Below are 24,511 nucleotides of genomic sequence, written 5' to 3' on the forward strand. Positions count from 1 at the left end.
ACCACCACCGTGAGCGCGAGCCCCGAGCAAGGCCGGGACGACGCCGCCGAGCTGATCTGCCGTCCGCTCGCCCCGGCCGACCACCCCGCGGTACTTGACCTGCTGACCGCCTCGCTGGCGGGCGGCCCGACCGGCACCCGCAGTGCCGGGTTCTTCGACTGGAAGCACCGCCGCAACCCGTTCGGCGCCAGCCCCGGTCTGGTGGCGGTCACCCCGGCGGGCCGGATCGTCGGCGTCCGGCTGTTCCTGCGCTGGGAGTGGCAGCGCGGCGGGCAGGTGGTCCGGGCGGTCCGCCCGGTGGACACCGCCACCCATCCGGACTTCCAGGGCCGGGGCGTGTTCCGCCGGCTCACCACCCAGCTACTCGAACAGGTCACCCCCGAGGCCGAGTTGGTCTTCAACACGCCGAACGGCAACAGCCTGCCCGGCTATCTGCGGATGGGCTGGCAGGACCTCGGCCAGGTCCCGGTCACGCTCCGGGTGTCCCGGCCGCTGTCGTTCGCCCGGGGCGCCCGCGCGGCGCTCACCCGGCGGCGGGCCGCGGTCGGCCCGGTGAGCTGCGAACTACCCACCGCCGCCGACTGGTTCGGCACCGAGCCGATCACCGAGCTGCTGCACGAGCGGGCGGCGGCGGACGCGCCCGACACCAGGCTCGCGGTGCTGCGCACCGAGGAGTTCCTGCGCTGGCGCTACGGCGACGCGCCCGGCCTGGACTACCGGGTGATCACCTGTCACCGGGGCGGCGAGCTGGCCGGGGTGGCCTTCGGCCGGCCCCGGCGACGCGGGCCGCTGGTCGAGTTCACGCTGGCCGACCTGATCGTCCGGCCCGGCGACGGCGAGTCGGCCGCCCGGCTGCTCCGGGCCGCCGCCCGGGCCGGCGGCGACCACGTGGCCACCCACTTGGCCCCGGGCACCGAGGCGGCCCGGGCAGCGCTCCGGGTCGGCTACCTGCGCGCACCGCGCACCGGCCTGCGGCTGGCCGCCAGGACCCCGGCGGGCCGGCCGCCGCCGGGACTCGCGGAGTTCCGGTTCACCCTCGGTGACCTGGAGGTCTTCTGATGGGCCGGCACCCGCTGCTGCGGTCGGTCCCGTGGCCGTCCGTGGTGGCCGGGTCGCTGGTGCTCGGCTACGTCACCGTGTTCGTGCTGGCCATGGTGCACACCAGCTACGACACCTGGGGCGCCCTGCTGGTGCTGCCCGCCCTGATGGCGATCGGCACCCCGATCCTGGCCCGGGTGGCCGCCAACAACCCCGAGCGGGACATCTTCAAGCTGCTGATGCTGGCGATGGCGCTCAAGCTGCTCTGCGCCTTCCCCCGGTACCTGATGGCCTTCGTGCTCTACGGCGGCGCGGCGGACGCCAAGATGTACCACCAGAAGGGCGGTGAGCTGGCGCTCTTCCTGGACCGTGCGGACTTCTCCGCCGGCATCCACTACGACCTCGGCATGAAGGTCGCGGGCACCGGCTTCATCATCATCGTCACCGGCGTGATCTACGCGATCACCGGCCCGTCGCTGGTCGGCGGCTTCCTGGTGTTCTCCTGGCTCGGCTTCTGGGGGCTGCTGCTGTTCTGGCGGGCCCTGCAGATCGCCTTCCCGGAGGCGGACACCCGGCGCTACGCCAAGCTGGTCTTCTTCCTGCCCTCGCTGCTGTTCTGGCCGTCCAGCATCGGCAAGGACGCCTGGATGATGTTCTGTCTGGGCCTGACCACCTACGGCGTGGCCCGGCTGCTGGACCGCCGGTTCGGCGCCTTCGTGCTCATCGCGCTGGGCTCGCTGGGCACCGCGATGGTCCGCCCGCACGTCACCGTGCTGGCCGGGGCCGGGCTCACCGTGGCGTACGTGCTGCGCAAGCGGCCGAAGCAGGTCAGTGCGCTGGGGCCGCTGCGGATGGTGGTCACGGTGGTGGTGCTGGGCGCGATGGTGATGCTGATGCTGCAACAGGTCAACACCTTCTTCGGCACCACCGGCGGCGGGGGCGACTCGGTCAACCAGGTGCTCTCGGAGACCTCCCGCCGTACCTCGCAGGGCAATTCGGTGATCAACCAACCGGCCCCCGAGGACGCCGCACCCGCCTTCAGCCTCAATCCGGCCGGACTGCCGATGGCCGTGGTGAGCGTGCTGTTCCGGCCGTTCCCGTTCGAGGCGTCCAACATCCAGAGCCTGTTCCAGTCGGTGGAGTGCTTCGCCCTGCTGGTGATGTTCATCCGGGGCTGGCCGAGGATGCGTCAGCTCCCCCGGCTGTTCCTGCGCCGCTCGTACATCGCCTTCGCGCTGGTGTACACGCTGCTGTTCTGCTGGGCCTTCTCGACCATCAACAACCTCGGCATCCTGTCCCGCGAGCGGGTCCAGGTGCTGCCGCTGGTGCTCGTCCTGCTGGCCGTGCCCAGACCCGAGGGCGACGGCGACCGCCCGGTCGGCCGGCGGCGCTCCCGGCCGCCGGTCTGGCGGGCCCAGCCCGGCCAGTGGGGTTCCCGTCCGCCGACCTCCGAGCTCCGCCCGGCCCGCGTGGGCGGTCCCGGCGGTCCGTCCCAGCCACCACCTCGACCCAGGGGGGATCGACCCGACCATGACTTCCACTGACACTGCCACACCCGCCTTTCTCGGCGGCGCACCCGCCTTCCCCGACGGCCTGCCGCTGACCCGGGTGCAGGTGCCGGACCGGGCCGGACTGCTGGAACGGCTCGGCGCCGTCCTGGACAGCGGCATGCTGACCAACGGCCGGACGGTGGCCGAGCTGGAGCAGCGGGCCGCCGAACTGCTGGACGTACCGCACGTGGTGGCGGTCTCCAACTGCACCGCCGGGCTGATGCTGGTGCTGCAGGCCGCCGGGGTGGGCGAGGGCCGGCCGGTGCTGATGCCGGGCTTCACCTTCTCGGCCACCGCGCACGCCGCGCACTGGGCGGGCGGCACCCCGCTGTTCGCCGAGGCCCGGGAGGTGGACATCACGCTGGACCCGGCCGACGCCGAGGCCCGGCTGAAGGCCGCCGACAACCCGGCCGCGCTGATGGCCACCCACGTCTACGGCACCCCCTGCCAGACCGAGGAGCTGCAGCGGATCGCCGACGCGGCCGGGCTGCCGCTGGTGTACGACTCCGCGCACGGCTTCGGCTCCAGCCGCAAGGGCGTGCCGGTGGGCAACTTCGGCCTGGCCGAGGTGTTCAGCATGAGCCCGACCAAGGTCGCGGTGGCGGGCGAGGGCGGCCTGGTCGCCACCCGGGACGCGGCGCTCGCGCAGACCCTGCGGCACGGCCGGGACTACGGCAACCCCGGTGACTACAACACGCTCTTCCCCGGCCTGAACGCCCGGATGAGCGAGCTGCACGCGGCGGTCGGGCTGAGCTGGCTGGCCGAGCTGCCCGCGCGGGTGGCCCACCGGGGCGCACTGGTGGCCGAGTTCGCCCGGGCCACCGCCGGGCTGCCCGGGCTGCGGCTGGCGCTGCCCGAGGAGGGCGACGTCTCCACCTTCAAGGACCTCACCCTGATCCTGGACGCCGAAGCCTTCGGCCTCACCGCCGACGAGCTGGGCCGGGCCCTGAAGGCGGAGGGCATCGACACCCGGCGCTACTTCCACCCGCCGGTACAGCGCCAGCAGGCGTACGCCCACCTCGGCCAGGCCGAGGCGCTGCCGGTCACCGACCGGCTGGCCGCCGCCGTGCTGACGGTGCCGCTGTGGACCCAGATGGACGCCGCGACCGTACGGCGGACCGCCGAGGCGGTGGCCCGGATCCAGCCGTATGCGGAGCGCCTGCGCGCCGCCGGGCTCTGAGCCCGCCACCCTGCCGCCCGGTGCCCCGCCGGGCCGGGCGGCAAGCCCATTCGGGCCTCGCACGGGGGTGCGGCGATTAGGCGGATAGGGTGAACTCACTTGGACCACAAGGGGGTTGAGTGGGCAGAATGACCCGCTGGGCCTGCTGGCCCCACCCTCCCCCGGCCGGTCCCCCGGCCTCCTCATGGTTTGGAGTTCCCGGTGTTCAAGGGATTCCGCAGCTTCCTGCTGCGCGGAAACGTCGTCGACCTGGCGGTCGGTATCGTGATCGGCGCGGCCTTCACCGCCGTCGTCACCGGATTCGTCACGGCGTTCCTCACCCCGCTGCTCGGTGTCGCGACCGGTGCCGTCGGCGACTACAGCAAGCGCTCCTTCGAGATCGGCGGCACCAGCTTCCCGTACGGCGCGTTCCTGAACGCGCTGATCAGCTTCGTGCTGATCAGCGCGGTGATCTACTTCGCCGTGGTGCTCCCGGTCGGCCGGCTGCAGGCCCGGTTCGAGCCGATCAAGGACGTCCCGGTCGCCAAGACCGACTGCCCCGACTGCCTGAGCTCGATTCCGGCCGCCGCGCTGCGCTGCTCGCACTGCACCTCGGAGCTGGCCGGGCGCCCCGGCTTCCCGGCCCAGGCGCTGACCTCCCGCTAGCCCCGCACCGCCCCACCCGGCCCGGCGGCCCCGCGCTGCCGGGCCGTGGCGCGTCCGGCGACCGATCCGGCGACCGGCCCGGGGGGCTCACGCCACGCCGACACGCGCCCTCGGCTCACCGCCGGGTTCACGGAGACGCGCGGACACGACCCGTTCGCCGCGCGTTCGACCCACCGTCAGCCCCGCGCCGCAACCCCTGAGTGGCCGGAAAACGACGGCGAAATGTCCGATCGTCATACTTTCGAGTGAGTTGTTCTAGCGAAGAGTACGTAAACACTGGAACTCCTACGCCTCCCACTCTCCTCAGCAGGCACATTGTGGGCTTACGGTATGCCCCATGACCTCGCCCCGCTCCTACGACGGAGTCGGCTACCCCTCTCCGTCCTTCAGCTCCGGCACGCCCATCTACGACAGCCTGGTCGCAGAGCGCGGTGTCCCGCAGATCGCCCCCATCAACGTTCCCGCCGCCCTCCCCCCGGCCTCCTCCGGGTACGGCTACGGCAACAACTACGCTTCCGGGTACGGGAATCCGGGCTTCGACAGCCCCGTGAGCAACCTGCCCGCGCTGCCGCCGGCCCGGCTCGCGCTCGGCCCCGGCCCGAGCTCGGCCCCGGCCACCCAGTACATCCCGGCCCAGCAGTACGCCGCCGCCCCGCAGCCGCCGGTCCCCGGCTACGGCGGTCAGCAGCAGCCGTACCTGCCGCCGCAGCGCCCCACCGCACCCGGCCCCGGCCCCGGCTTCCAGCAGTACCAGCAGGCCGGCCAGGCCTTCGGTGCGCAGGGCTACGCCACGGCGCCCAACCTCGCCGCCCAGGGCGGCTACCAGGGCGCGCCGCAGGGCTTCAACGGCCAGGCCGCGCAGGGCTTCCAGGACCAGAGCTTCGGTGGCAACCAGCTCCGCCCGGCCGCTCCGGTGGCCCCGGTCCGCCCGGTCCAGCAGCAGCGCCCGCAGTACGCCGAGCAGGGCCAGTACCCGCAGCCCGGCCACCAGGGGAACGCCTACTGACCCCAGCCGCGCACCACCTGCCCGGCCCCAGGGGGGAGCCGGACGGAGCAGGGCACCACGGTCGTCCCGAGGGCCGCCCGGACCAGTACGCACCACGGTCCGGGCGGCCCTCGCGCGTGCCCGGACGGCCGGCCCGCCGGGCCCGCGCGAGCACCGCCGGGACAACTGGCAGGATGGGCCCATGCCACAGCTCACCGGACTGCACATCTACCCCGTCAAGTCGACCTACCGGCTCAGCCCGGAGAGCGCCCAGGTCGAGCCCTGGGGGCTGCTGGGCGACCGGCGCTGGATGCTGGTGGACGAGAGCGGCCGGGCGGTCACCCAGCGGGACGAGCCCACCCTCGGGCAGTTCCGGGCCCTGCCCTCCCCGGACGGCTCGCTGGCGGTCACCGGGCCGGACGGCAGCCGGCTGGAGGTGGCCGCCCCCTCGGTCGCCCACGGCGCCCCCGAGGTGAAGGCCGAGGTGTTCGGCACCCTCTTCGCCACCGCGCTGGCCGCCCCCGAGGTGAACGACTGGTTCGCCGGCTGGTTCCCCGGCGTCCGGCTGGTGCACCTGGACGACCCGCTGAGCCGGCCCGTGAACCCCGACCACGCGGGCCCCGGCGACACCGTGACGATGGCCGACGGTTTCCCGTTGCTGCTCACCACCACCGGCTCGCTCGACGAGCTGAACGCCCGGATCGCCGAGGACCACCCGGACGACGAGCGCAAGGCGGCCGCCCTGCCGATGGAGCGGTTCCGCCCCAACCTGGTGGTCGACGGCACCCCGGCCTGGGCCGAGGACCACTGGCGCCGGGTCAGGATCGGCGAGCTGACCTTCCGGGTGGCCAAGCCCTGCGGCCGCTGCCTGGTCACCACCACCGACCAGGAGACCGGCGTCCGCCAGGGCCCCGAGCCGCTGCGCGCGCTCGGCCGGCACCACCGGATCGGCCAGAAGCTGGTCTTCGGCCAGAACCTGATCCCCGAACGCCCGGCGGGCTTCACCGGGCTGGTCGGCACCCTGCACCTCGGCGACGAGCTGACCGTGCTGGAGTGAGCCCGGCAGGACACCAGCGTCGGAACCGAAAACCTGCTCGCTCGTTGTATCCGGTGTGGCAGCCGCAGCGTCCGGGGCAGGTCGTTGACTGAGACCCCCCGATCGCCGGAGGGTCCGAGGTGGGGATGGCAGGTCGTCATGGGTGAGCACAGGGTCCGGGTCACGCAGGACAGCGCCTCGCGCTGGCGGCGCCGGGCGGGCGAGTACGAGACCCTCGCCGAGGCGATCGCCGCCGCCGAGCCCGGCGACACGCTCACCCTGCGGGCGGGCACCTACCGGGAGAACGTCGCGCTGGACAAGGCGGTCGTACTGCGGCCCGCCGACGGCCCGGGCAGCGTCCGGATCAACCCCTCCAGCGGCGTCCCGCTGACCGTCACCGCCGACGCCCAGGTGCACGGCCTGGTGATCGAGGGCGGCGACAGCTCCGTCCCCGCGGTGCTGGTCACCGGCCCGGACACCGCCGCCGAGCTGGCCGGCTGCCGGGTGGAGACCCGGGCCGCGGTCGGCGTCGAGGTGACCGACCGGGCCGCCGCGGTGCTGCGCGGCTGCACCGTGCTCAACCCGAGCGGACTGGGCGTCCGGCTCCGCTCCGGTGCCTCCCTGCTCGCCGAGGACACCGAGCTGGCCTCCTCGGCCCAGGCCGGTCTCGCCGTGCTGGAGGGCGCCACCGCCCGGCTGGCCAACTGCCGGGTGCACCACGCGGGCGGCGCCGGGGTGCTGCTCGCCGAGCAGGGCAGCACCGCCGAGCTGACGGGCTGTGAGATCTACGAGATCCGCGGCAGCGGCGTCCAGGCCGAGTCCCAGGCGACCGGGCGGCTGACCGACTGCGAGATCCACCGGGTCACCGGCAACGGCCTCACCCTGGACACCGGCGCCGAGCTGACGCTGACCGGCTGCCGGGTGCACGACCTGCCGGAGAACGCCGCCGACCTGCGCCGGGGCTCCCGGCTCCGGCTGGAGCAGAGCACCCTGCAGGACTTCGGCCGGGGCGCGCTCTCGGTCTGGGAGCCGGGCACCCGGGCCGAGGCGGTGGCCAGCGAGATCCACTCCAGCAGCAGCGACTTCCCCGCCGTCTGGGTCTGCGCCGGGGCCGAACTCACCCTGACCGACTGCTCGCTGCACGACCTGCGGGACGCCCTCTCGGTGCTCGACCAGGGCTCCCGGGTGACCGCCAAGGACTGCTCGTTCAGCCGGATCGGCAGCTCGGCGGTCTCGGTCAGCGGCGGTGCCACGGTGGCGCTGGCCGACTGCCGGATCCAGGAGGCCGGCACCGGGCTGTGGTTCCGCGACCACGGCAGCGGCGGGACGCTGACCGGCTGCGAGATCTCCGAGGTGAGCACCGGGGTGATCGTCACCAAGGGCGCCGACCCCGAGGTCTCCGACTGCACCGTGCGCGGCGCCGCCGAGGCCGCCGTGTACGTCTTCGCCCAGGGCCGGGGCAGCTTCACCGACTGCCGGGTCTCGCACGGCAAGGGCTTCGGCTTCTACGTGCTGGACGGCTGCCGCACCGCGCTGACCCGGTGCCGGGCCGAGCAGAACGAGCAGGCGGGCTTCGAGTTCTCCGAGCCGGGCCCGGTCACCGAGGGCTGCATCTCCGACGACGTGGCCCCGGCCGCGCCGGAACTGCCCACCCCGAGGACCGCCCAACTCACCACCGCCGCCGCCCCGGTGGCCACCCCGATCGCCCCGATCCCGGACTACCGGCCGGCCGACGAGGCGCTGGCCGAGCTGGAGTCGCTGATCGGCCTGGCCACCGTGAAGCAGGAGGTGCGCACCCTGATCGACCTGATCTCGGTCGGCCGCCGCCGCCGGGAGGCCGGGCTGAAGGCGCCCTCGCTCCGCCGCCACCTGGTCTTCACCGGCTCCCCCGGTACCGGCAAGACCACGGTGGCCCGGCTCTACGGCGAGATCCTGGCCTCGCTCGGCGTGCTCCAGCAGGGCCACCTGGTCGAGGTGGCCCGGGTCGACCTGGTCGGCGAGCACATCGGCTCCACCGCGATCCGCACCCAGGCCGCCTTCGACCGGGCCAGGGGCGGGGTGCTGTTCATCGACGAGGCGTACGCGCTGGCGCCCGAGGACGGCGCCCGGGACTTCGGCCGGGAGGCGATCGACACCCTGGTGAAGCTGATGGAGGACCACCGCGACGAGGTGGTGGTGATCGTGGCCGGGTACACCGTCGAGATGGAGCGCTTCCTGAGCGCCAACCCCGGGGTCTCGTCCCGGTTCTCCCGCACCGTCACCTTCCCGGACTACTCCGCCGCCGAGCTGCTGGAGATCGCCCGCTCGCAGTGCGCCGAGCACGAGTACGCCCTCGCCGGGGCGACCGAGGGGGCCCTGCTGGAGCACTTCGCCGGGCTGGAGCGCGGCCCAGGTTTCGGCAACGGGCGGACCGCGCGACAGGTCTTCGAGACCATGGTGGAGCGGCACGCGATGCGGGTGGCCCACCTGACCGACCCGTCCACCGAGGAGCTCCAGCTGCTGGTGCCGGCCGATCTGCCGGTTCCGCTGCCCCGTTCCGGTGTGACGATCTGACAGGATGGCGGAGGAAATCCAGCGAAGGGCCGATCAGATGTCCGACACCAGCAACCTGCTGGCCGAGCAGCGCCGGGCGCTCATCCTCGACGAGGTCCGGCGGCGCGGCGGCGTCCGGGTCAACGAACTGACCCAGCGGCTGAGCGTGTCCGACATGACGATCCGCCGGGACCTGGACGCGCTGGCCAGGACCGGGGCGGTCGAGAAGGTGCACGGCGGCGCGGTCGCCCCCGGTGCCCCGCTGGCCCACGAGCCCGGCTTCGAGGCCAAGTCCTCGCTCGAACCGTCCGCCAAGGAGCAGATCGCCCGGGCCGCCGCCGCCCTGGTCACCCCCGGCAGCGCGATCGCCCTCTCCGGCGGCACCACCACGTACGCGCTGGCCCAGCAGCTGCTGGAGATCGACCGGCTGACCGTGGTGACCAACTCGGTGCCGGTCTCCGAGGTCTTCGAACGGGCCCGCCGCCAGGGCACCGGGGCGGCCACCACGGTGATCCTCACCGGTGGCGTCCGCACCCCCTCGGACGCCCTGGTCGGCCCGGTCGCCGACCGGGCGATCCGCTCGCTCCGCTTCGACCTGCTCTTCCTCGGCGCCCACGGCCTCTCCGCCGACGCCGGCCTGAGCACCCCCAACCTGGCCGAGGCGGAGACCAACCGGGCCCTGATCGAGTCGGCCCGCCGCACCGTGGTGGTCGCCGACCACACCAAGTGGGGCGTGGTCGCGCTCTCCACCATCGCCCCGCTCACCGCCGTGCACAGCTGGGTCACCGACCCGGGCCTGCCGGCCCCGGCCGCCGCCGAGGCCCGGGCGCAGCTGCGCGAGCTGCTGATCGCGGACTGAGGCCCTCGCTACTCGCCGCCCACCAGCGGGAGTTCGAAGTGCAGCGCGTCCCCGTCCGTCCGGACCAGCGCCAGGCCCGCCTTGCGCAGCACGCCCTGGGAGGCCGCGTTCTCGACCGTGGTCTCGGCCCGGAACACCCGTGCACCGGCCGCCCTGGCGTGCGCCAGCACCGCGAGCACCGCCTCGGTGGCGTACCCCTGGCCGCGTTCGGTCTCCGCCAGGCCGTAGCCGACCTCCACCGCGCCGGTGTCGTCCGGGCCGCCGTGGAAGCCGATGCCGCCGATCGCGGCGCCGTCGGTGCGGCGGCGGATCTCGAAGTTCCCGAACGGGTGCGGATCCTGGCCGTCCTGACAGCCCTTCAGGAACATCCGGGCACCGGTCCGCTCGCCCTCGGCCGGGTAGCCGGGCGCCCAGTGGTCGGCGGGGCCGGGCTCGCCGGCGGCCACCCGCCCGGCCTCCTCGGGGGTGAAGGGGTGCAGGGTCAGGCGTTCGGTCAGAAGATCATCCATGCCGCACTGAATACCATCCGCCCGGCGCCGGACGCCAAGGGTTTTACCGGCTCAGCTCGCCCTCGCCCTTGAGGAAGAGCTCCAACTCCTCCTGGAACGGGGCGATGTCGATGCCCTGGCCGGCCAGCCAGTCGTCGGAGTAGTACTTGTCCAGGTAGCGGTCGCCCGGGTCGCAGATCAGCGTCACCACGCTGCCGCGCTCCCCGGCGGCCCGCATCTCGGCCACGATCCGCAGCGCGCTCCACAGCCCCGTACCGGTCGACGCCCCGGCCGTCTTCCCGAGCACCCGCTCCAGCACCCGCATCGCGGCGATCGACGCGGCGTCCGGCACCTTCATCATCCGGTCGATCGCGCCCGGCACGAAGCTCGGCTCCATCCGGGGCCGCCCGATCCCCTCGATCCGCGAGCCCCGGTCACAGGTGGCGTCCGGGTTGTGGTCGACCCAGCCCTCGAAGAAGCAGGAGTTCTCCGGGTCGGCCACGCAGATCCGGGTGTCGTGCTGCAGGTAGTGCACGTACCGCGCGATGGTGGCCGAGGTGCCGCCCGTCCCGGCGGTGGCGACGATCCAGGCCGGCTCGGGGTGCGGCTCCAGCCGCAGCTGGGCGAAGATCGACTCGGCGATGTTGTTGTTCCCCCGCCAGTCGGTGGCCCGCTCCGCGTAGGTGAACTGGTCCATGTAGTGCCCGCCGGTCCGCTCGGCCAGCTCCGCCGAGACCGCGTAGACCTCGCAGGCATTGTCGACAAGGTGACACTCGCCGCCGTGGAACTCGATCAGGTCGATCTTGGCCTGGCTGGTGGTCTTCGCCATCACCGCGACGAACGGCACCCCGATGAGCTTGGCGAAGTACGCCTCCGAGACCGCCGTCGAACCGCTCGACGCCTCGATCACCGGCTTCGCCGGCCGGATCCAGCCGTTGCACAGCGCGTACAGGAAGAGCGAGCGGGCCAGCCGGTGCTTCAGGCTGCCGGTCGGGTGGGTCGACTCGTCCTTCAGGTAGAGGTCGATCCCCCACTCCTCCGGCAGCGGGAAGCGCAGCAGGTGGGTGTCGGCCGACCGGTTCGCGTCGGCCTGGACCTTGCGCACGGCCTCCTTGAGCCAGGCCCGGTACACCGGGTCGGTGCGGTCCACGTCCGTGCTCTCGCTGGCCATCGCGCTGGTCTCCTCGGTCTCGCGGGTCAACTCCCGTCGGCAGTACCGAGTGTAACCGACAACTACGATAAGTAACTTTACTGCTGCCCCCAGCTTCCGCTTATCGGTGGGCCGGCAGCACCCGGGGGCGCAGCACCCGGCAGGGCACAACTCCCGGTCGCCGTCGGCCCGTCCGGCCCATACGGTCGTGTCACGGGGTGGGACCGTCGGCGCAGGAGGCCAGGATGCAGCAGTACCGCTGGGAGCTGGAGACCCAGGACGACGACGGCCACTGGTCCCGCCAGGACGGCGCCCCCCTGCAGAATCCCGTGGAGTACGACGGGACACCGCAGCGAGCGGCCAACCACCTGCGGGACGTGTTCGTCCGCAAGCTCTCCTCGCCCGCCCCCGGGCCCCGGGCGGTCAGGGTCCGCCTCTGGGACGGGGCCGATGCGGTCGGTGAGCCCCGGGCCGAGACGGAGTGGTCACGCGAGTGACGCACCCGCACCGGCCCCGGGCTGTGCGGCGAGCAGGGCGCTCGCGGTCCTGATGTTCGCGGGGTCGGCCGCGACCGCCAGCAACGCGACGGCCTCGGCGACCGCCGTCTGCGGCGGGACGACCAGCACCTCCAGCCGGCGCGGGGCATACGAGCACACCGTGATCATGTGTTCGTCCTGCTCGACCGTGAACCATCCGGCGTGAACGGTGTGCCCCACCACCGGGATCCGCCTGGGGATGACCGGCCACTGGGCGGGGTTCACGGTGATCCTGGTGACCCGGCTCCACCGCCGGTCCAGTTCGGCGACCAGGGAAGGCAGTTCGAGCAGCAGGTCACGCGACCGGGGCCACCAGGCCCCGTCCAGCCGGCCGGGCCGTACACCGTCGGGTGCCAGCGAGAACCGCACAGCGGGTTCGGGGGTGGTCGGAGTCGTCGCGCCGTCGAGGATCGCAGTCATGGCGTCAGAGAACCTGTCTCCGCACCCGCCGACCAGGGCCGGGCCCGGGATTGCCGTTCACCGGAGACGACGCCGGGGTCAGATGTCGGCATGCGAAGTGCCTTCGGTGATCCCCACACTACTCTCGGTACCGCCCGAACCCGGCACGGCCGTCCCCAGTCTCGCGGACGACCGAGTGCCCGGACCACCCCATGGTGGCCCGGGCCTCCGACCGGCCGTTCGCGACGCTTCCCGGTCGCGCGCCCTCGGTGCCTCAGCGGTTGAACAAGCCCTTGACCTTGTCGACGCCCTCCTGGACCTTGTCCTTCGCCTCGTCGGCGGCCTGCTTCAGCTTGGACTCCGCCTGGTCGCCCTGACCCTCGGCCTTGAGCCGGTCGTTCCCGGTCGCCTCGCCGACCTTCTCCTTGGCCGAGCCGACGACCTCTTCCGCCTTGTGCTTCACCTTGTCGGACGCGTCACTCATGTCGGTGCCTCTCGTGTCGACGGTGCCGTGCGGTAACGGCACAGGTACCGAGTGTCACCCGCGCGGCACCGTGGTGCGACCCGGGGCCGATCCGGGCGGCCCGCCGCCGGCCGATCCCGGTCGCTTCGCCCTGTCGGCGGCCCGAAGACTAGCTCCTCCTCGGGCACCGAAAAATCTACCCTGGCAAGAGTAGACATTGGCGCCGACTGTGCTTAGAGTTTCTCTCGTAGCCAGCAGTCAGCGGTACCCGCCAGACACGAACTGGCGGGTTGCAGTACAGAAGTTCGCAGGTCGGCACGGTGGTGGAGTTCTGAAGCCAGGCTTGGTGCAGTACGGCGACAGGGCTGACGACCGGGCCGGGCTGCCCGCAGTGATCAGGGGCAGCCGTCGAGCGGTACCGCAGGACGCACGTCGATTCGCAGTCACCAGCAGTACGCGGGATCCCAGCAAAGGCGCCGGACTGCGGGCGCACGTGCTGGGAGGTCCGGCCAGTGGGGTTCCAAGCCGAGCAGGTGAGCAGGACGGGCGACGGGGCTGGCTGCCGGACCAGGTGGGCGACACGGCCACCTGAGCAGGACGAGGCAGTACGCAGCACATCAGTCACGCAGAGGAAGAACGGAGGGCGCAAGCGCCATCAGGATCGCCCGGGCCCGTGAAGTACGCAGTTCCGTCCGGGCGGACACCGCAGACCCCCCAATGTACGAAGGACGGTGGTTTCCGGTCACGCATTTGCGATCCCCGCACTCCCCATCCCCTCGGGGCGTTGCGGACACAAGGAACCCGGCCCAGGGCCGGTAGATGGTGTTGTTCCCCTTCGGGGCCCCGGAGCCGTCATGGCGCCGGGGCCCCTCCACGCGTTCCCAGACCAGGTAAGAGAAAGAGGTGCAGTGGCCACGACCACCAACCGGCCCCACACTCCCGACACCCCCACCGCCGTCGGCAACTTCGACGACGACGACTACCCCGCCTACACCATGGGCCGCGCGGCCGAGATGACCGGCACCACACCGGGCTTCCTGCGCTCCCTGGGCGACCAGGGCCTCATCACCCCTCTGCGTTCCGACGGCGGCCACCGCCGTTTCTCCCGCTACCAACTGCGTATCGCGATGCGCGCCCGCGACCTGGTCGACCAGGGCACCCCCATCGACGCCGCCTGCCGCATCGTCATCCTCGAGGACCAGCTCGAGGAAGCCCTGCGCATCAACGAAGAACTCCGCCGCTCCCCGCACACCCAGGAGCACCCCGAAGACACCTGACCACCGGAGCCGGTGACCCGTCGGACCAACCGACCGGGCAGCCCGCCGCCGGCCGTGCCCACCGGCGCGTCGCGCGACCTGCCCTTCCGACAACACCCGCCCCCCACGAAGGCCCGACCGCCCCGAGCGGTCGGGCCTTCGTCATGTCACCTCGACCGCTCCCAGGCGGCCCTGCAACGGGCGGTGCGGCTGCTGATCGGCACGCAGGCCCGGAAGGCCCTTGGGACGACCGGCCCATCATGTACGGCCCCAGGCCCATCCTCACCGTCACCACCATCCAGGTCCACGCCTTGGCCGCGCGCGGACAGCGCGACCCGCTCCGGGCCACGCAGACCCACCCCGGAGCCGCCTGCTGAACCCACTCCCACCGACGGGGCGGCCGGGGCCGGAACTGCGGGTGCCCGGCCGGGACGTTTCGTCCGCAGTGAAGCAGCTCAGCGGTGTGATGACCCGGATCGCGGACTGGGAGCGTCGGGCTCGTGCGCTGATCTGACCGCGTGGCATCCCCGACGGCCGGGTGAGCTGCACGGTCGACTCACCCGTGGAGGCCTTCGGCCGCCCTGTGTCCGCCTGGCACCTCCCGGTGGCGGTCGACTCGCTGCTGCTCCCGGCCGATGAGGTTGACGGGGCCACGGCTGAACCCGGTCATCGTCACACGATTCGCCCCGACTGCAGACGAGACCGTGAACGGCGAAGGCCCCGGCCGCTCGGCGGTCGGGGCCTGGTCGCCCGCCGCGTCTTCGGTTCGCCGCTCACCGGGGCGTGGTCGCCGCGAGGTCGTGCGGGGTGGTCATTGGAGGCCGGCCTTGGCCTGGGCGGCGGCGACATAGCGGACGGTGAACAGCATCGGGAGGGCGAAGCCGGCGACCTGGACGATCGTGGCGGGCGTCGAGTGGGCGTTGCCGGCATGAGCGATGACCGCGAGTGCGGCGGCCGTCACGGCGAAGGCCGCGGTCCACACGGCGGTGATGACGACGTTGGTCCGGATGAACGGCTTGAGCCCCCAGACCTCGCGGGGCGTGCTGCGCTTGGCGATGCCCAGGGTGAACGGCTTGCCGATGAGCAGGGAGACGCCTGCGATGAGCGCCAGCGTGGCCGAGGACAGTGCCGCCGAGTAGTCGTGCACGCCCGAGTCCGGGTCGGCGAAGGCGATCGCCGCCAGGCCCGCGAAGAAGGCCGCCGAGCCCAGCTCGATGATCAGCGCGTCGAAGCCCGCCCCGGCCGTGCGCTGCTGGGCGACCAGCCCCACCGCCACCACCAGGGCGGCCAGTGCTGCCCACTGCCACTGCCCGGACGGAAGCACCGCGAAGACGATCCACGGAAGGAAGGTGCGCACGTACGACACTCGGAAGTCCCCCTCGATATTCCACTTATGACAGGTCTGAACTTACATATTGCTCTACTGACATGTCAACACTGGAATGTAGGATGGCCGCATGAGCCTTCGACACGCCCTGCTCGGACTGCTGTCCGAGCGCCCGGCCAGCGGATACGACCTTCTCAAGAGCTTCGACACCGCGCTGGCCGACGTCTGGCCGGCCACGCAGAGCCAGATCTACACCGAACTGTCCAAACTCGCCGACGCCGGACTGATCAGCGTCACGGCGGAGGGCCCGCGCGGCCGGAAGGAGTACACCCTCACCCGCGCGGGCCTGGGTGAGCTGCAGCACTGGCTGACCGAGACGAAGCCGCAGCGGAACACCCGCAGCGACGTCCTGCTACGGGTGTTCTTCCTCGGTGTGCTCACCCCCGAGCAGGCGCGCGGCTATCTCACCGGACTGATCGAGATGTCCGAGCAGACCAGCGAGCAGTTGCGCGGGCTCGACGACGCCATCGACTGGGGCGGTGACCGGCTGTCCGTCTACGGCAGGATCGCCCTGGAGTACGGCCTGCGGTTCAACGCGATGCGCCGCGACTGGGCCGAGTGGGCAGTCGGCCAGCTCCCATAGTGCCGCTCGCAGCCCCGCCCTCGTTCGGGTGGTCACTTCCCGGACAGGAGCCGGCGGCCCTATCGGCCCCTTGGTCGACTCCCGCAACGGCGGGAGGGAACCCATGGGTGAACCTGTGGATGGTCGATGTCGAGCAACCCGATGGGCACCGCTGGGAGCACCACGTCCTGAAGCTGCGGCACCTGGCGGTGGCCGCCGTGGTGGACAGCGAGAAGCGGGTGCTGATGATGTGGCGGCACCGCTTCATCACCGACGCGTGGGCGTGCGAGTTGCCCATGGGGTTGATCGAGGCGGACGAGACTCCCGCCGAGGCGGCGGCCCGTGAGGTGCTTGGGGAGACCGGTTGGACGACCAGCGACATCCGACCGCTGATCTACGCTCAGCCCGCGAACGGCATCACCGACTCCGAGCACTTCGTCTTCCGCGCCGATGCCGTCGAGTACGCGGGGCCTCCGAGTTGGAGAGCCCTGACCTGATCACCCGGTTCGCCGCGAGCCGGGACTCGACCGAGCGAGCGCGCCTCGCCCCCTCGCTGCCGTACATCACTGCGGCCCCGCCGAACCCGGACCTGCGGGTGCGCCTGGTGGCCACGCGCTCCGTGCTCGACTCCGGAGACGGGGCCACGGTGCGGCTGATCGCGGGCGGGGAGGAGTGGGCGTTCGCCGCGAAGGCCGAACCGATGCTTGCCCTGCTGCTGGAAGGGGCCGTGCACCGGCTCGCCGACCTGGCGCAGGCCGCAGGCATCACTCCCGCCCAAGCGGCCGGCGTGGTGACGGAGCTGATAGAAGGTCAGGTCGTCGCTATCGGAGCAGGGCAGTAAGGGCAAGGCTGGGCCTTGGCACCTACCAACGCCGGGACGCCATGATGGCGGCGTCCCTCGGCGCGGACTGGGTGGACACCGCCCCGAACACGACTGCCCGCCCGGTGCCGTCACCGAACGCCTTTATGCGACCTTCCTCGCCCTGGAGGAGGCCTGCAACCAGGGCGTCATCAAGGCGTACGGCGTGGCGACCTGGCGGGGATGCAGCAGCGGACTGTTCGGCGTGGCGGACCTGGTCACCCTCGCCGTCCGGGCCGGCGGCCCAAATCACCACCTGCGCGCGGTCCAACTTCCGGTATCCGTCGTCCACTTGGCTCCCGTCGGACTGGCTCTCGACGGCCTGGGCGTCCTGGTGGAAGCGGCGAGCGCGGGCCTGGAGGTGTTCGCGTCGGCCCCGCTGCACGGCGGGGAGATCCCCGACATGATCGGGCCCGAACTCGCCGAGCTCATCGCCCCCGGCAGCACTCCGGCTGAGGCGGCCCTGTCCGTGGCCGCCTCAGCCCCCGGGATCTCGCGTGTCCTGCTCTCGACCGGCAACCCGCAACACTGGAGCCGCGCTGCCGATGCGGTCGGCCGCACGCCCCTGTCGCAGGACTCGCTCCGGAAGGTCACGGGTGTACTCGGAACCTGAGATCGACACCGCCATGCGGATGCGCAGCGCCCACCACACCGCCGCTTCGACCCTCGCCGTGGCACCGGATGGGGAGCGGGAGGCGTGGGGCTGGCGCGGCCGTACCCTCGGCCGCCCGGTCACCGGCGTGAGGGGCAACGCCTGGCTGCGTCTGGTGTGCGCTCCGGTGGAGAAGGCCGGCGGGAAGATCTGGGACGGACCGCAGGAGGCCGAACGTTCCATGCCTCCTGCGGTCCCCCGCCCGCACCTTCGGGCGTGGCACACCTGGACCGAGGGCGGCAACGGCTACCTCGCCGAGCTGTACGCCTACTCCCTGCTCGTCCCCGAGACCGCAGCCGAGATCCGGCACCACCTCGGCCACATCCTCGACACCCCGGCCGGGCGCTTCGCCGAACTCGTGGTCGCCACCGAACTGCTCCAAGGCATCGAACGCGGCGACCACACCGAACTGGAGGGCCCGCTACGGTCCCGTATCGGCCACCTCATCGAACTCCGCGGTTGAGAGCTGTCTGCCCTCGGCACGGACGGTTTCGGCCCCACCATGCAGACCATCCAGGGCGAAAGATGATCGCCCTACCAGCCTCGGAGTCGCTCGCTCCAGCTATTCGGAGCCGGTCGTCAGCCTCGATGGCCCAGCGCTACCAGCACGTGACAGACCCGACGCCAGAGGAGATGACCGAGAAGAACGGGAGACGGCAGAGGGCCCGGCCCGCTTGCACGGTCCGGGCCCTCTGGGCCGGCGAAGGATACGGGATTCGACCTCGTGAGGGTTCTGTCCCAATACATTTTCCGCTGCTCCTTGCTGGCACTTGCGTTCACGCACGGCACGGTACCTGCTGTCGTAGCTGGTCAGCACATGCGTTGGCTGCTCACCCTCCTTCACCAAGCATGCGGCTACCGCTACACCGCAGCCGGGATCGGGACCGCCGCCCCGCTGACGCGGATGCGCGGGTCGCCGGTGCGGAGCTCGACGCGGAGGCGGCCCGGGCGGCCGAGGTCGTGGCCCTGGTGGAGGGTCAGGACGGCGTCGGGGGTGGTGGCGCCGAGGTCGCGGAGGTAGGCGCCGAAGGCGGCGGCCGCGGCGCCGGTGGCCGGGTCCTCGACCACGCCGCCGACCGGGAAGGGGTTGCGGACGTGGAAGACGGTGTCGGACTCGCGCCAGACCAGCTGGAGGGTGACCAGGTCACGGTCGGTCATGAAGCGGGCCAGGCCGTCGAAGTCGTACGCGAGGTCGGCCAGCCGCGAGCGGGTGGCGGCGGCGAGGACCAGGTGGCGGGCGCCGGCGTACGCGATCCGGGGCGGCAGGGCGGCGTCCAGGTCGGTGGCCGACCAGCCGAGCAGGGCGAGGGCCTCCGCCACGTCGGCCGCCGGAACGGGCAGGACGTGCGGCTCGACGCTGGTCAGGGTCGCCTCCAGGGCGTCCGGCCCGGCCGTGACCGAGACCGGGACGGAGCCGGCCGCGGTCTCGAACAGCAGCTCGCCGGGGCCGATCCGGTCGGCCAGGGCGACCGCGGCGGCCACGGTGGCGTGCCCGCAGAACGGGACCTCCGTCAGCGGGCTGAAGTAGCGGACCGCGAAGCTGCGGTCGGACGAGCCCCGGGTGAGGAAGGCGGTCTCGGAGTAGCCGAGCCCGGCCGCGATGGCGAGCTGGGCGGCGGCGTCGAGCCCGGTGGCGTCGAGCACCACCCCGGCGGGGTTGCCGCCGGCCGGGTCGGCGGTGAAGGCGGCGTAACGGAGCACCTCAGGCGCGTTGTCGGTCATGATCGTCGGCAACGCGGTGCGGGGCCGGTCGATTCCCCGGTAACACCGGGCCGTCGGCGACACCGAGGTTTAACCCGCACGCCACCGGTCGGCACACGCCGGAGACCCGGCGGCAAATCCCCCGACATGACGACCGGTCAGGCTGGAGGCACCACAACGAGAGGACCTCCCGATGAGCGACTACGCCTTCCTCGCCACCACCCTCGCCGGTCTGTACACCGAGACGGACGACGGCTCCGGCGCCCCGCTGCGCGTCTCCGGCCACGAGGCCGACCGCCTGGCCACCCTCCCCCGGCACGAGCACCGGCCGCCCCGGCCCCGCCGCGGCCGCCCGCGCATGACGATCGCCCTCGCCGGCGGCCTCATCACCCGCCGCCCCGCCTGACCCGGCGGCCGGACCGGCACCGACCCGGTCACTCCGCTTCGAGCACCGCCGAGGCGCTCTCGATGACCTCGTCCAGGACGTCCCGCGAGCGGACCAGGTCGGCGATCAGACGGTTGATCCGGTCGCGTTCCACCCCGAGTTCGTCGACCAGTTGCGGGGTGGCCCGTTCGTTCGGACCGCCGTCCGTGTCCCGCATGCAGGGCAGCAGTTGGGCGATCTTCCGGCTGTTCAGCCCGGCCGCGTAGAGGGCCTGGATCCGGATCACCCGGTCCACCGCCCAGTCGCCGTAGGCGCGTTGGCCACCCGGGGTGCGTTCGGACCGGAGCAGGCCCTGGCTCTCGTAGTAGCGGAGCGAGCGCTCGCTCACCCCGGTGTCCCGTGCCAGTTGACCGATTCGCATGCCCCACCCGCTCACCGTCCGCCGGACTTGAACCTGACACCGATGTCAACTCCTACCGTACCGGCATGACGAACGCACCGGCGCAGTCCCGCCTCTTCGAACCCGCCCGCCTCGGCCCCCTCGACCTGCCCAACCGGCTGGTGATGGCACCGATGACCCGCAACCGCGCGACCGCTGACGGCGTCCCGCTGCCGATGATGGTCACGCACTACGCCCAGCGGGCCTCCGCCGGACTGATCATCGCCGAGGCGGCCACCCCGAGCCCGGTGGGGCAGACGTACCCCAACATCACCGCGATCCACAGCGCGGCCCAGGTGGCCGGCTGGCGACGGGTCACCGAGGCGGTGCACGCGGCGGGCGGCCGGATGTTCCTTCAGCTCCAGCACGGCGGGCGGGTCGGCCACCCCGACACCAGTGGTCTGACGCCGGTCGCCCCCTCGCCGATCCCTCTGCCGGAGACCATCGTCACCCCCGGCGGCCACCAGGAGGCCGTGGTGCCGCACGAGTTGACGGTCGAGGAGATCGCCTCCACCGTGGCCGACTTCGCGGCCGCCGCCCGCAACGCGGTGGACGCGGGATTTGCCGGGGTGGAGGTGCACGCCGCCAACGGCCACCTGCTGCACCAGTTCCTGGCGCAGGGCACCAACCACCGCACCGACGCGTACGGCGGCCCGGTGGCCCACCGGATCCGGTTCGTGGTCGAGGTGGTCCGGGCCGTCGCGGCGGCGATCGGCCCCGAGCGGGTGGGGGTGCGGATCTCCCCCGGCGTCACCGTCAACGGGATCGAGGACGGCGACACCGACCGGATCTACCCGGCGCTGGTGGCCGCGCTGGCCGAGCTCGGCCCGGCCTACCTGCACTACGTGTTCGCCGACCCGGAGCAGCCGCTGTTCCGGCAGATCCGCGCCCTCTGGCCGACCACCCTGGTGGCCAACCCGGTACTGGGGTGGGGCGGTCCGCTGCCCGCCGACGGCGGGAAGCTCAAGGGCGAGCAGCTGCTGGCCGCCGGAGCCGACCTGATCGCCCTCGGCCGGGCCTTCCTGGCCAACCCCGATCTGGTGGAGCGGCTGCGGACCGGTGCCCCGCTCAACCCGGTCCGGGACCACGGCCTGATGTACGTGGGCGGCGAGGCGGGCTACAACGACTACCCGACGCTGGCCGGGACCCCTGTTCCCGCTGTCCTGACCTCACGTTAGGCTCCCGTTGACCGATGATCATCAACAGCGGGGAGAGAGCACATGCTGCGCGTCAAGGACTTCGACCACCTGGTGCTGAACGTCCAGGATGTCGAACGGTCCCTGGAGTTCTACTGCGGACCGCTCGGCCTGGCGCCGGTCCGGGTCGAGGAGTGGCGGGCCGGCCGGGTGCCGTTCCCCTCGGTCCGGATCAGCCCGACCACCATCATCGACCTGGTCGCCCGCGAGCGCGGTGAGTCCAACGTCGACCACTTCTGCCTGGTGGTCGACCCGCTGGACTGGCAGCAGGTGATCGACTCCGGCGCCCTCCCCGTGATCGAGGGCCCGGTCGACCGCTACGGCGCCCGGGGCAGCGCCCAGTCGGTCTACGTCGAGGACCCGGACGGCAACGTGATCGAGCTGCGCTGGTACCCGCAGGACGTCGAAGGCTGACCGTCCTCACCGGAGGTCGGAGGCCGACCGGCTCCCGCCGGAAGCCCGCAGGTCAGCCCACTGGCAGCACCGACTGAGGATCGTTCAGGTACGGCGCCCAGGCGAGCTCCCCCGCGCCGACCAGCCCCGCGTGGGTGACCTCGGCCGGCACTATCGGCACCCGCCCGCTGCGGCCCCAGAGACAGCGCTCGGCGACCACCGAGGCCAGCCGGTCGGGGGCGGCGGCGAGCAGGTCGCGGTGCAGGCCGCTGAGTACGATCCGGTCCGGGTTGAGGATGTTGGCCAACCCGGCCAGGCCCAGTCCGAGGCGGTCCACCACGTGGTCGACGGCGGCCCGGGCGACCGGGTCGCGGTCGGCCGCCCCGGCCAGCTCGCGGGCCTGGGCTGCCAACGGCCGCACCGGGTCGGGGGTCCGGCCGGCGGCGGCGAACAGGGCCTCGGGGTCGGTCTCCGCGTTGAGACAGCCCAGGTTGCCGCACAGGCACGGCCGTCCCTGCGGATCGACCGTCAGATGGCCGACCTCCAGGGCGAGTCCGGCACTCCCGGTGTGCAGCCGGCCGTCGATCACCAGCGCCCCGCCGACGCCCCGGTGGCCCGAGGTCACCAGCAGCAGCTGCCGGGCGCCCCGGCCCGCACCGTGCCGATGCTCGGCCAGCGCGGCCAGGTTGGCGTCGTTGGCGACCGCGCTCGGGAACGGCTGCTGCGCCCGGGGCCCCTGGTCGGCCTTGCGCACCTCCTCGGCGAACAGGTCGGCCACCGGCGTCCCGCTCGGCCAGGCGAAGTGCAGGGCCACCAGTGCGGTGCCGTCCGGCTCGGTGACCGGGTTGGGCAGGGCGAGCGCGGTGCCCAGGCAGCGCCGGCCGCTGGCCCGGGCCAGTTCGGCCCCGGCCTCGGCGACCGCGCGCAGCATCCGGACCGGACCGGTGGCCGCGGGCAGCGGCAGGTGCACGGGGGGTTCGAGCTGACCACCGAGCCCCACCAGCGCCAGGCTCAGCCCGTCCGCGTGGATCTGGGCCGCGATCACCACCGGTCCGGACGGGTCGACGGCCAGCCGGTGCGAGGGGCGCCCGCGCCCACCGCCGGCCGGGCTGGAGTCGACGGTGATCAGACCGAGGGCCTCCAGTTCGGCGCTGACCGCCCCGGCGGTGGCCCGGGTCACCTCCAGTGCGCTGGTCAGCGCGGACCGGGTCGGCGCCTGCCCGGTGTGCACCAGCGCGAGCGCCGGGCCGAGCAGCGTACGCCCCCGGTCGGGCGCGGCCCGCCGGGTGTGCGCGCCGGTGCCCTCGGCGGCGGCCAGGCGCGGCAGCGCGGCCGAGAGCGCGGACCGCGTCGGCCGCTCCCCGGCACGCTCCTCGCCGACGCCGACGCCGCCCCGGGCGCGACCGGCCCGGTCCTCGGCGCGCGGTGACGGCCCGGCAGCTTCCGGGCCCTGGCCCGCCTCGGGTGACGACCCGGCAGCTTCCCGACCCTGACCGGCGTCAGCGGCCTCACCGGACTGATACGGACTTGAAGGTGTGTGCGGCACTCCCCTATTCTGCTTTTGTGCCGCTACTAAACAAAATCCGCGTCCGTTCAGCAGCCCACAACCACCCGGTCGGCCCAGCGCCGACCCCCGTCTGGACCAGCGCCAGAATCGCCCTGACCGCCTTCTTCGCCGTCGACGGCTTCCTGTTCGCCGCCTGGGTGGTCCGCATTCCCGACATCCGTGCCCAGGTCGGCGCCTCGCACAGCGCGCTCGGCCTGGCCCTGCTCTGCCTCTCGGCCGGTGCCGTGGCCACCATGCCACTGATCGGCCGGCTCTGCGTCAGGTACGGCAGCCGTCCGGTCACGGTCGCCTCGCTGGCTGTGCTCAGCCTCGCCGTCCTGCTGCCCGCGCACACCGGGACGGTCCCCGCCCTGGGCGCCGCCCTGCTGCTCTTCGGCGCGGGCTACGGCGCCGCCAACGTCAGCATGAACAGCGCCGCGGTGGACCTGGTGGTCGAGCTCCGACGCCCCGTCATGCCCAGCTTCCACGCGGGCTACAGCCTCGGCGGCCTGCTCGGCGCGGCCGTCGGCGGCCTGCTCGCGGGCTCGGTCAGCACCGCCTGGGCGCTCGCCCTCAGCGGCGCGCTCGGCCTGCTGGTCACCGCGGTGGCGGGCGCCGCCCTGCTCCGCACCACGACCGTTCCCGTCACCGCTGCCAAGCCCGCCCCGGCCGCCGCCGTGCCCACCCCGCGCCAACCCGCCCGGAACGTCCGCCTGTTGGTGCTCCTGCTCGGCCTGGTGGCGCTCTGCGACGCCTACGGCGAGGGCGCGCTGGCCGACTGGGCCACCCTGCACCTGACCGACGACGTACACGCGAGCACCGGCCTGGCCGCCACCGGCTACGCCGCCTTCGCCTTCGCGATGACCGCCGGGCGGCTCGGCGGCACCTGGCTCTCCGTCCGGGCCGGCCAGACCCGGGTGATGCTGTTCGGCGGGTTGACCGCTGCCACCGGCATGCTGGTCGCCGCCCTCGCCCCGGCCGTCCCGCTGGTGCTGGCGGGCTTCGTCCTGGTCGGCCTCGGGCTGGCCAACATCTTCCCGCTCGCCATCGCGGCGGCGGGTGCGGCGGGCGGACCGCGAGGCGTCGCCACCGCCTCCACGCTCGGCTACGCGGGCATGCTGGTCGGCCCGCCGGTGATCGGCTTCCTCGCGGACGCCACCACCCTCCCGCTCGCCCTCACCACCGTCGCCGCCGCGGCCGCGCTGGCCGCCGCCCTCTCGCTGCTGGTCCGGCCGAGGCCCACGGCCGGGTGACCCGGGCCGACCCGACGGTCC

The 24,511-nt window shown here is 72.9% G+C and carries 26 protein-coding genes and 1 pseudogene; 19 read left to right on the forward strand and 8 right to left on the reverse strand.

All coding sequences use genetic code 11. From position 1 onward, the window contains the following. Nucleotides 1–9 precede the first annotated feature (9 nt). The 8 genes from OHV05_RS04550 (at nucleotide 10) to OHV05_RS04585 (ending at nucleotide 9,825) form a co-directional block, all read left to right on the forward strand. Nucleotides 10–1,059: a GNAT family N-acetyltransferase gene (locus OHV05_RS04550; protein WP_405016453.1), complete on the forward strand. Its 1,050-nt coding sequence runs from the start codon at nucleotides 10–12 to the stop codon at nucleotides 1,057–1,059. Continuing rightward, nucleotides 1,059–2,582 carry a hypothetical protein gene (locus tag OHV05_RS04555; protein WP_405016454.1) on the forward strand — a complete coding sequence of 508 codons (1,524 nt, stop codon included), beginning with the start codon at nucleotides 1,059–1,061 and terminating at the stop codon, nucleotides 2,580–2,582. The genes OHV05_RS04550 and OHV05_RS04555 overlap by 1 nt, the downstream gene beginning before the upstream one ends. Further along, nucleotides 2,569–3,768 carry a DegT/DnrJ/EryC1/StrS family aminotransferase gene (locus tag OHV05_RS04560; RefSeq protein WP_405016455.1) on the forward strand — a complete coding sequence of 400 codons (1,200 nt, stop codon included), beginning with the start codon at nucleotides 2,569–2,571 and terminating at the stop codon, nucleotides 3,766–3,768. The genes OHV05_RS04555 and OHV05_RS04560 overlap by 14 nt, the downstream gene beginning before the upstream one ends. A gap of 201 nt (nucleotides 3,769–3,969) precedes the next feature. After that, nucleotides 3,970–4,413 carry a large conductance mechanosensitive channel protein MscL gene (gene mscL, locus OHV05_RS04565; RefSeq protein ID WP_405016456.1) on the forward strand — a complete coding sequence of 148 codons (444 nt, stop codon included), beginning with the start codon at nucleotides 3,970–3,972 and terminating at the stop codon, nucleotides 4,411–4,413. Between the two features lie 337 nt (nucleotides 4,414–4,750). Then, nucleotides 4,751–5,419, forward strand: a complete 669-nt coding sequence (locus OHV05_RS04570; RefSeq protein WP_405016457.1) for a DUF6643 family protein — start codon at nucleotides 4,751–4,753, stop codon at nucleotides 5,417–5,419. A gap of 181 nt (nucleotides 5,420–5,600) precedes the next feature. Further along, nucleotides 5,601–6,455, forward strand: coding sequence for an MOSC domain-containing protein (locus OHV05_RS04575; RefSeq protein ID WP_405016458.1), 855 nt, complete (start codon nucleotides 5,601–5,603; stop codon nucleotides 6,453–6,455). Nucleotides 6,456–6,593: 138 nt separating this feature from the next. After that, nucleotides 6,594–8,987, forward strand: a complete 2,394-nt coding sequence (locus OHV05_RS04580) for a right-handed parallel beta-helix repeat-containing protein (protein WP_405016459.1) — start codon at nucleotides 6,594–6,596, stop codon at nucleotides 8,985–8,987. 37 nt (nucleotides 8,988–9,024) lie between these two features. Further along, a complete protein-coding gene (locus tag OHV05_RS04585; protein ID WP_405016460.1) occupies nucleotides 9,025–9,825 on the forward strand; it encodes a DeoR/GlpR family DNA-binding transcription regulator in 801 nt (266 codons plus the stop codon). A gap of 8 nt (nucleotides 9,826–9,833) precedes the next feature. Here OHV05_RS04585 and OHV05_RS04590 read toward each other — a convergent pair whose 3' ends face one another. Next, nucleotides 9,834–10,334 (reverse strand): GNAT family N-acetyltransferase, encoded by a 501-nt coding sequence (locus OHV05_RS04590; protein WP_405016461.1) that lies wholly within the window; start codon nucleotides 10,332–10,334, stop codon nucleotides 9,834–9,836. 43 nt (nucleotides 10,335–10,377) lie between these two features. Next, entirely contained in the window at nucleotides 10,378–11,484 is a 1,107-nt protein-coding gene (locus tag OHV05_RS04595; protein ID WP_405021388.1) for a PLP-dependent cysteine synthase family protein, read from the reverse strand. Between the two features lie 224 nt (nucleotides 11,485–11,708). On the opposite strand from OHV05_RS04595, the gene OHV05_RS04600 reads away from it, so the two are divergent. Next, the gene (locus OHV05_RS04600) at nucleotides 11,709–11,960 is read left to right on the forward strand and encodes a hypothetical protein (RefSeq protein ID WP_405016462.1); all 252 of its coding nucleotides are present in this window, start codon (nucleotides 11,709–11,711) and stop codon (nucleotides 11,958–11,960) included. Here the strand turns inward: OHV05_RS04600 and OHV05_RS04605 are convergent. After that, nucleotides 11,949–12,419, reverse strand: coding sequence for a DUF5994 family protein (locus OHV05_RS04605; protein ID WP_405016463.1), 471 nt, complete (start codon nucleotides 12,417–12,419; stop codon nucleotides 11,949–11,951). The genes OHV05_RS04600 and OHV05_RS04605 overlap by 12 nt on opposite strands. Before the next feature lie 253 nt (nucleotides 12,420–12,672). Continuing rightward, entirely contained in the window at nucleotides 12,673–12,882 is a 210-nt protein-coding gene (locus OHV05_RS04610) for a CsbD family protein (protein ID WP_403043459.1), read from the reverse strand. Between the two features lie 887 nt (nucleotides 12,883–13,769). Here OHV05_RS04610 and OHV05_RS04615 point away from each other — a divergent pair. Beyond that, complete coding sequence (locus tag OHV05_RS04615; RefSeq protein WP_405016464.1) at nucleotides 13,770–14,138, forward strand: MerR family transcriptional regulator; 369 nt, start codon at nucleotides 13,770–13,772, stop codon at nucleotides 14,136–14,138. Nucleotides 14,139–14,928: 790 nt separating this feature from the next. On the opposite strand, the gene OHV05_RS04620 is transcribed toward OHV05_RS04615, so the two are convergent. Then, nucleotides 14,929–15,474 carry a hypothetical protein gene (locus tag OHV05_RS04620; protein ID WP_405016465.1) on the reverse strand — a complete coding sequence of 182 codons (546 nt, stop codon included), beginning with the start codon at nucleotides 15,472–15,474 and terminating at the stop codon, nucleotides 14,929–14,931. Nucleotides 15,475–15,574: 100 nt separating this feature from the next. Here OHV05_RS04620 and OHV05_RS04625 point away from each other — a divergent pair, with 100 nt between their 5' ends. From OHV05_RS04625 to OHV05_RS04645, 5 genes and pseudogenes are all read left to right on the forward strand, one after another. Then, nucleotides 15,575–16,087 carry a PadR family transcriptional regulator gene (locus OHV05_RS04625; protein ID WP_405016466.1) on the forward strand — a complete coding sequence of 171 codons (513 nt, stop codon included), beginning with the start codon at nucleotides 15,575–15,577 and terminating at the stop codon, nucleotides 16,085–16,087. A gap of 119 nt (nucleotides 16,088–16,206) precedes the next feature. Then, nucleotides 16,207–16,545, forward strand: a pseudogene (locus OHV05_RS04630) (NUDIX hydrolase); the annotation flags it as partial. Then, complete coding sequence (locus tag OHV05_RS04635; protein ID WP_405016467.1) at nucleotides 16,545–16,907, forward strand: hypothetical protein; 363 nt, start codon at nucleotides 16,545–16,547, stop codon at nucleotides 16,905–16,907. The pseudogene OHV05_RS04630 and the gene OHV05_RS04635, both read left to right, overlap by 1 nt. A gap of 184 nt (nucleotides 16,908–17,091) precedes the next feature. Next, the gene (locus tag OHV05_RS04640; protein WP_405016468.1) at nucleotides 17,092–17,538 is read left to right on the forward strand and encodes a hypothetical protein; all 447 of its coding nucleotides are present in this window, start codon (nucleotides 17,092–17,094) and stop codon (nucleotides 17,536–17,538) included. Next, nucleotides 17,522–18,040: a hypothetical protein gene (locus OHV05_RS04645; RefSeq protein WP_405016469.1), complete on the forward strand. Its 519-nt coding sequence runs from the start codon at nucleotides 17,522–17,524 to the stop codon at nucleotides 18,038–18,040. The genes OHV05_RS04640 and OHV05_RS04645 overlap by 17 nt, the downstream gene beginning before the upstream one ends. 398 nt (nucleotides 18,041–18,438) lie before the next feature. Here the strand turns inward: OHV05_RS04645 and OHV05_RS04650 are convergent, their stop codons facing one another. Further along, nucleotides 18,439–19,299, reverse strand: coding sequence for a PhzF family phenazine biosynthesis protein (locus tag OHV05_RS04650; RefSeq protein WP_405016470.1), 861 nt, complete (start codon nucleotides 19,297–19,299; stop codon nucleotides 18,439–18,441). Between the two features lie 172 nt (nucleotides 19,300–19,471). Here OHV05_RS04650 and OHV05_RS04655 point away from each other — a divergent pair, with 172 nt between their 5' ends. Further along, entirely contained in the window at nucleotides 19,472–19,684 is a 213-nt protein-coding gene (locus OHV05_RS04655; RefSeq protein WP_405016471.1) for a hypothetical protein, read from the forward strand. 28 nt (nucleotides 19,685–19,712) lie between these two features. Here OHV05_RS04655 and OHV05_RS04660 read toward each other — a convergent pair whose 3' ends face one another. Then, nucleotides 19,713–20,084, reverse strand: coding sequence for a MerR family transcriptional regulator (locus OHV05_RS04660; protein ID WP_405016472.1), 372 nt, complete (start codon nucleotides 20,082–20,084; stop codon nucleotides 19,713–19,715). A gap of 65 nt (nucleotides 20,085–20,149) precedes the next feature. Here OHV05_RS04660 and OHV05_RS04665 point away from each other — a divergent pair, with 65 nt between their 5' ends. Both OHV05_RS04665 and OHV05_RS04670 read left to right on the forward strand, forming a co-directional pair. Then, nucleotides 20,150–21,280, forward strand: coding sequence for an alkene reductase (locus tag OHV05_RS04665; RefSeq protein ID WP_405016473.1), 1,131 nt, complete (start codon nucleotides 20,150–20,152; stop codon nucleotides 21,278–21,280). A 42-nt stretch (nucleotides 21,281–21,322) separates the two neighbouring features. Next, nucleotides 21,323–21,712, forward strand: coding sequence for a VOC family protein (locus OHV05_RS04670; RefSeq protein ID WP_405016474.1), 390 nt, complete (start codon nucleotides 21,323–21,325; stop codon nucleotides 21,710–21,712). A 52-nt stretch (nucleotides 21,713–21,764) separates the two neighbouring features. Here the strand turns inward: OHV05_RS04670 and OHV05_RS04675 are convergent, their stop codons facing one another. After that, nucleotides 21,765–23,009 carry an ROK family protein gene (locus OHV05_RS04675; protein ID WP_405021389.1) on the reverse strand — a complete coding sequence of 415 codons (1,245 nt, stop codon included), beginning with the start codon at nucleotides 23,007–23,009 and terminating at the stop codon, nucleotides 21,765–21,767. 245 nt (nucleotides 23,010–23,254) lie between these two features. On the opposite strand from OHV05_RS04675, the gene OHV05_RS04680 reads away from it, so the two are divergent. Next, nucleotides 23,255–24,490 (forward strand): MFS transporter, encoded by a 1,236-nt coding sequence (locus OHV05_RS04680; protein WP_405016475.1) that lies wholly within the window; start codon nucleotides 23,255–23,257, stop codon nucleotides 24,488–24,490. The last annotated feature ends 21 nt before the right edge of the window (nucleotides 24,491–24,511 follow it).

This window comes from Kitasatospora sp. NBC_00070 (genome assembly GCF_045041205.1).
Lineage (GTDB): Bacteria > Actinomycetota > Actinomycetes > Streptomycetales > Streptomycetaceae > Kitasatospora.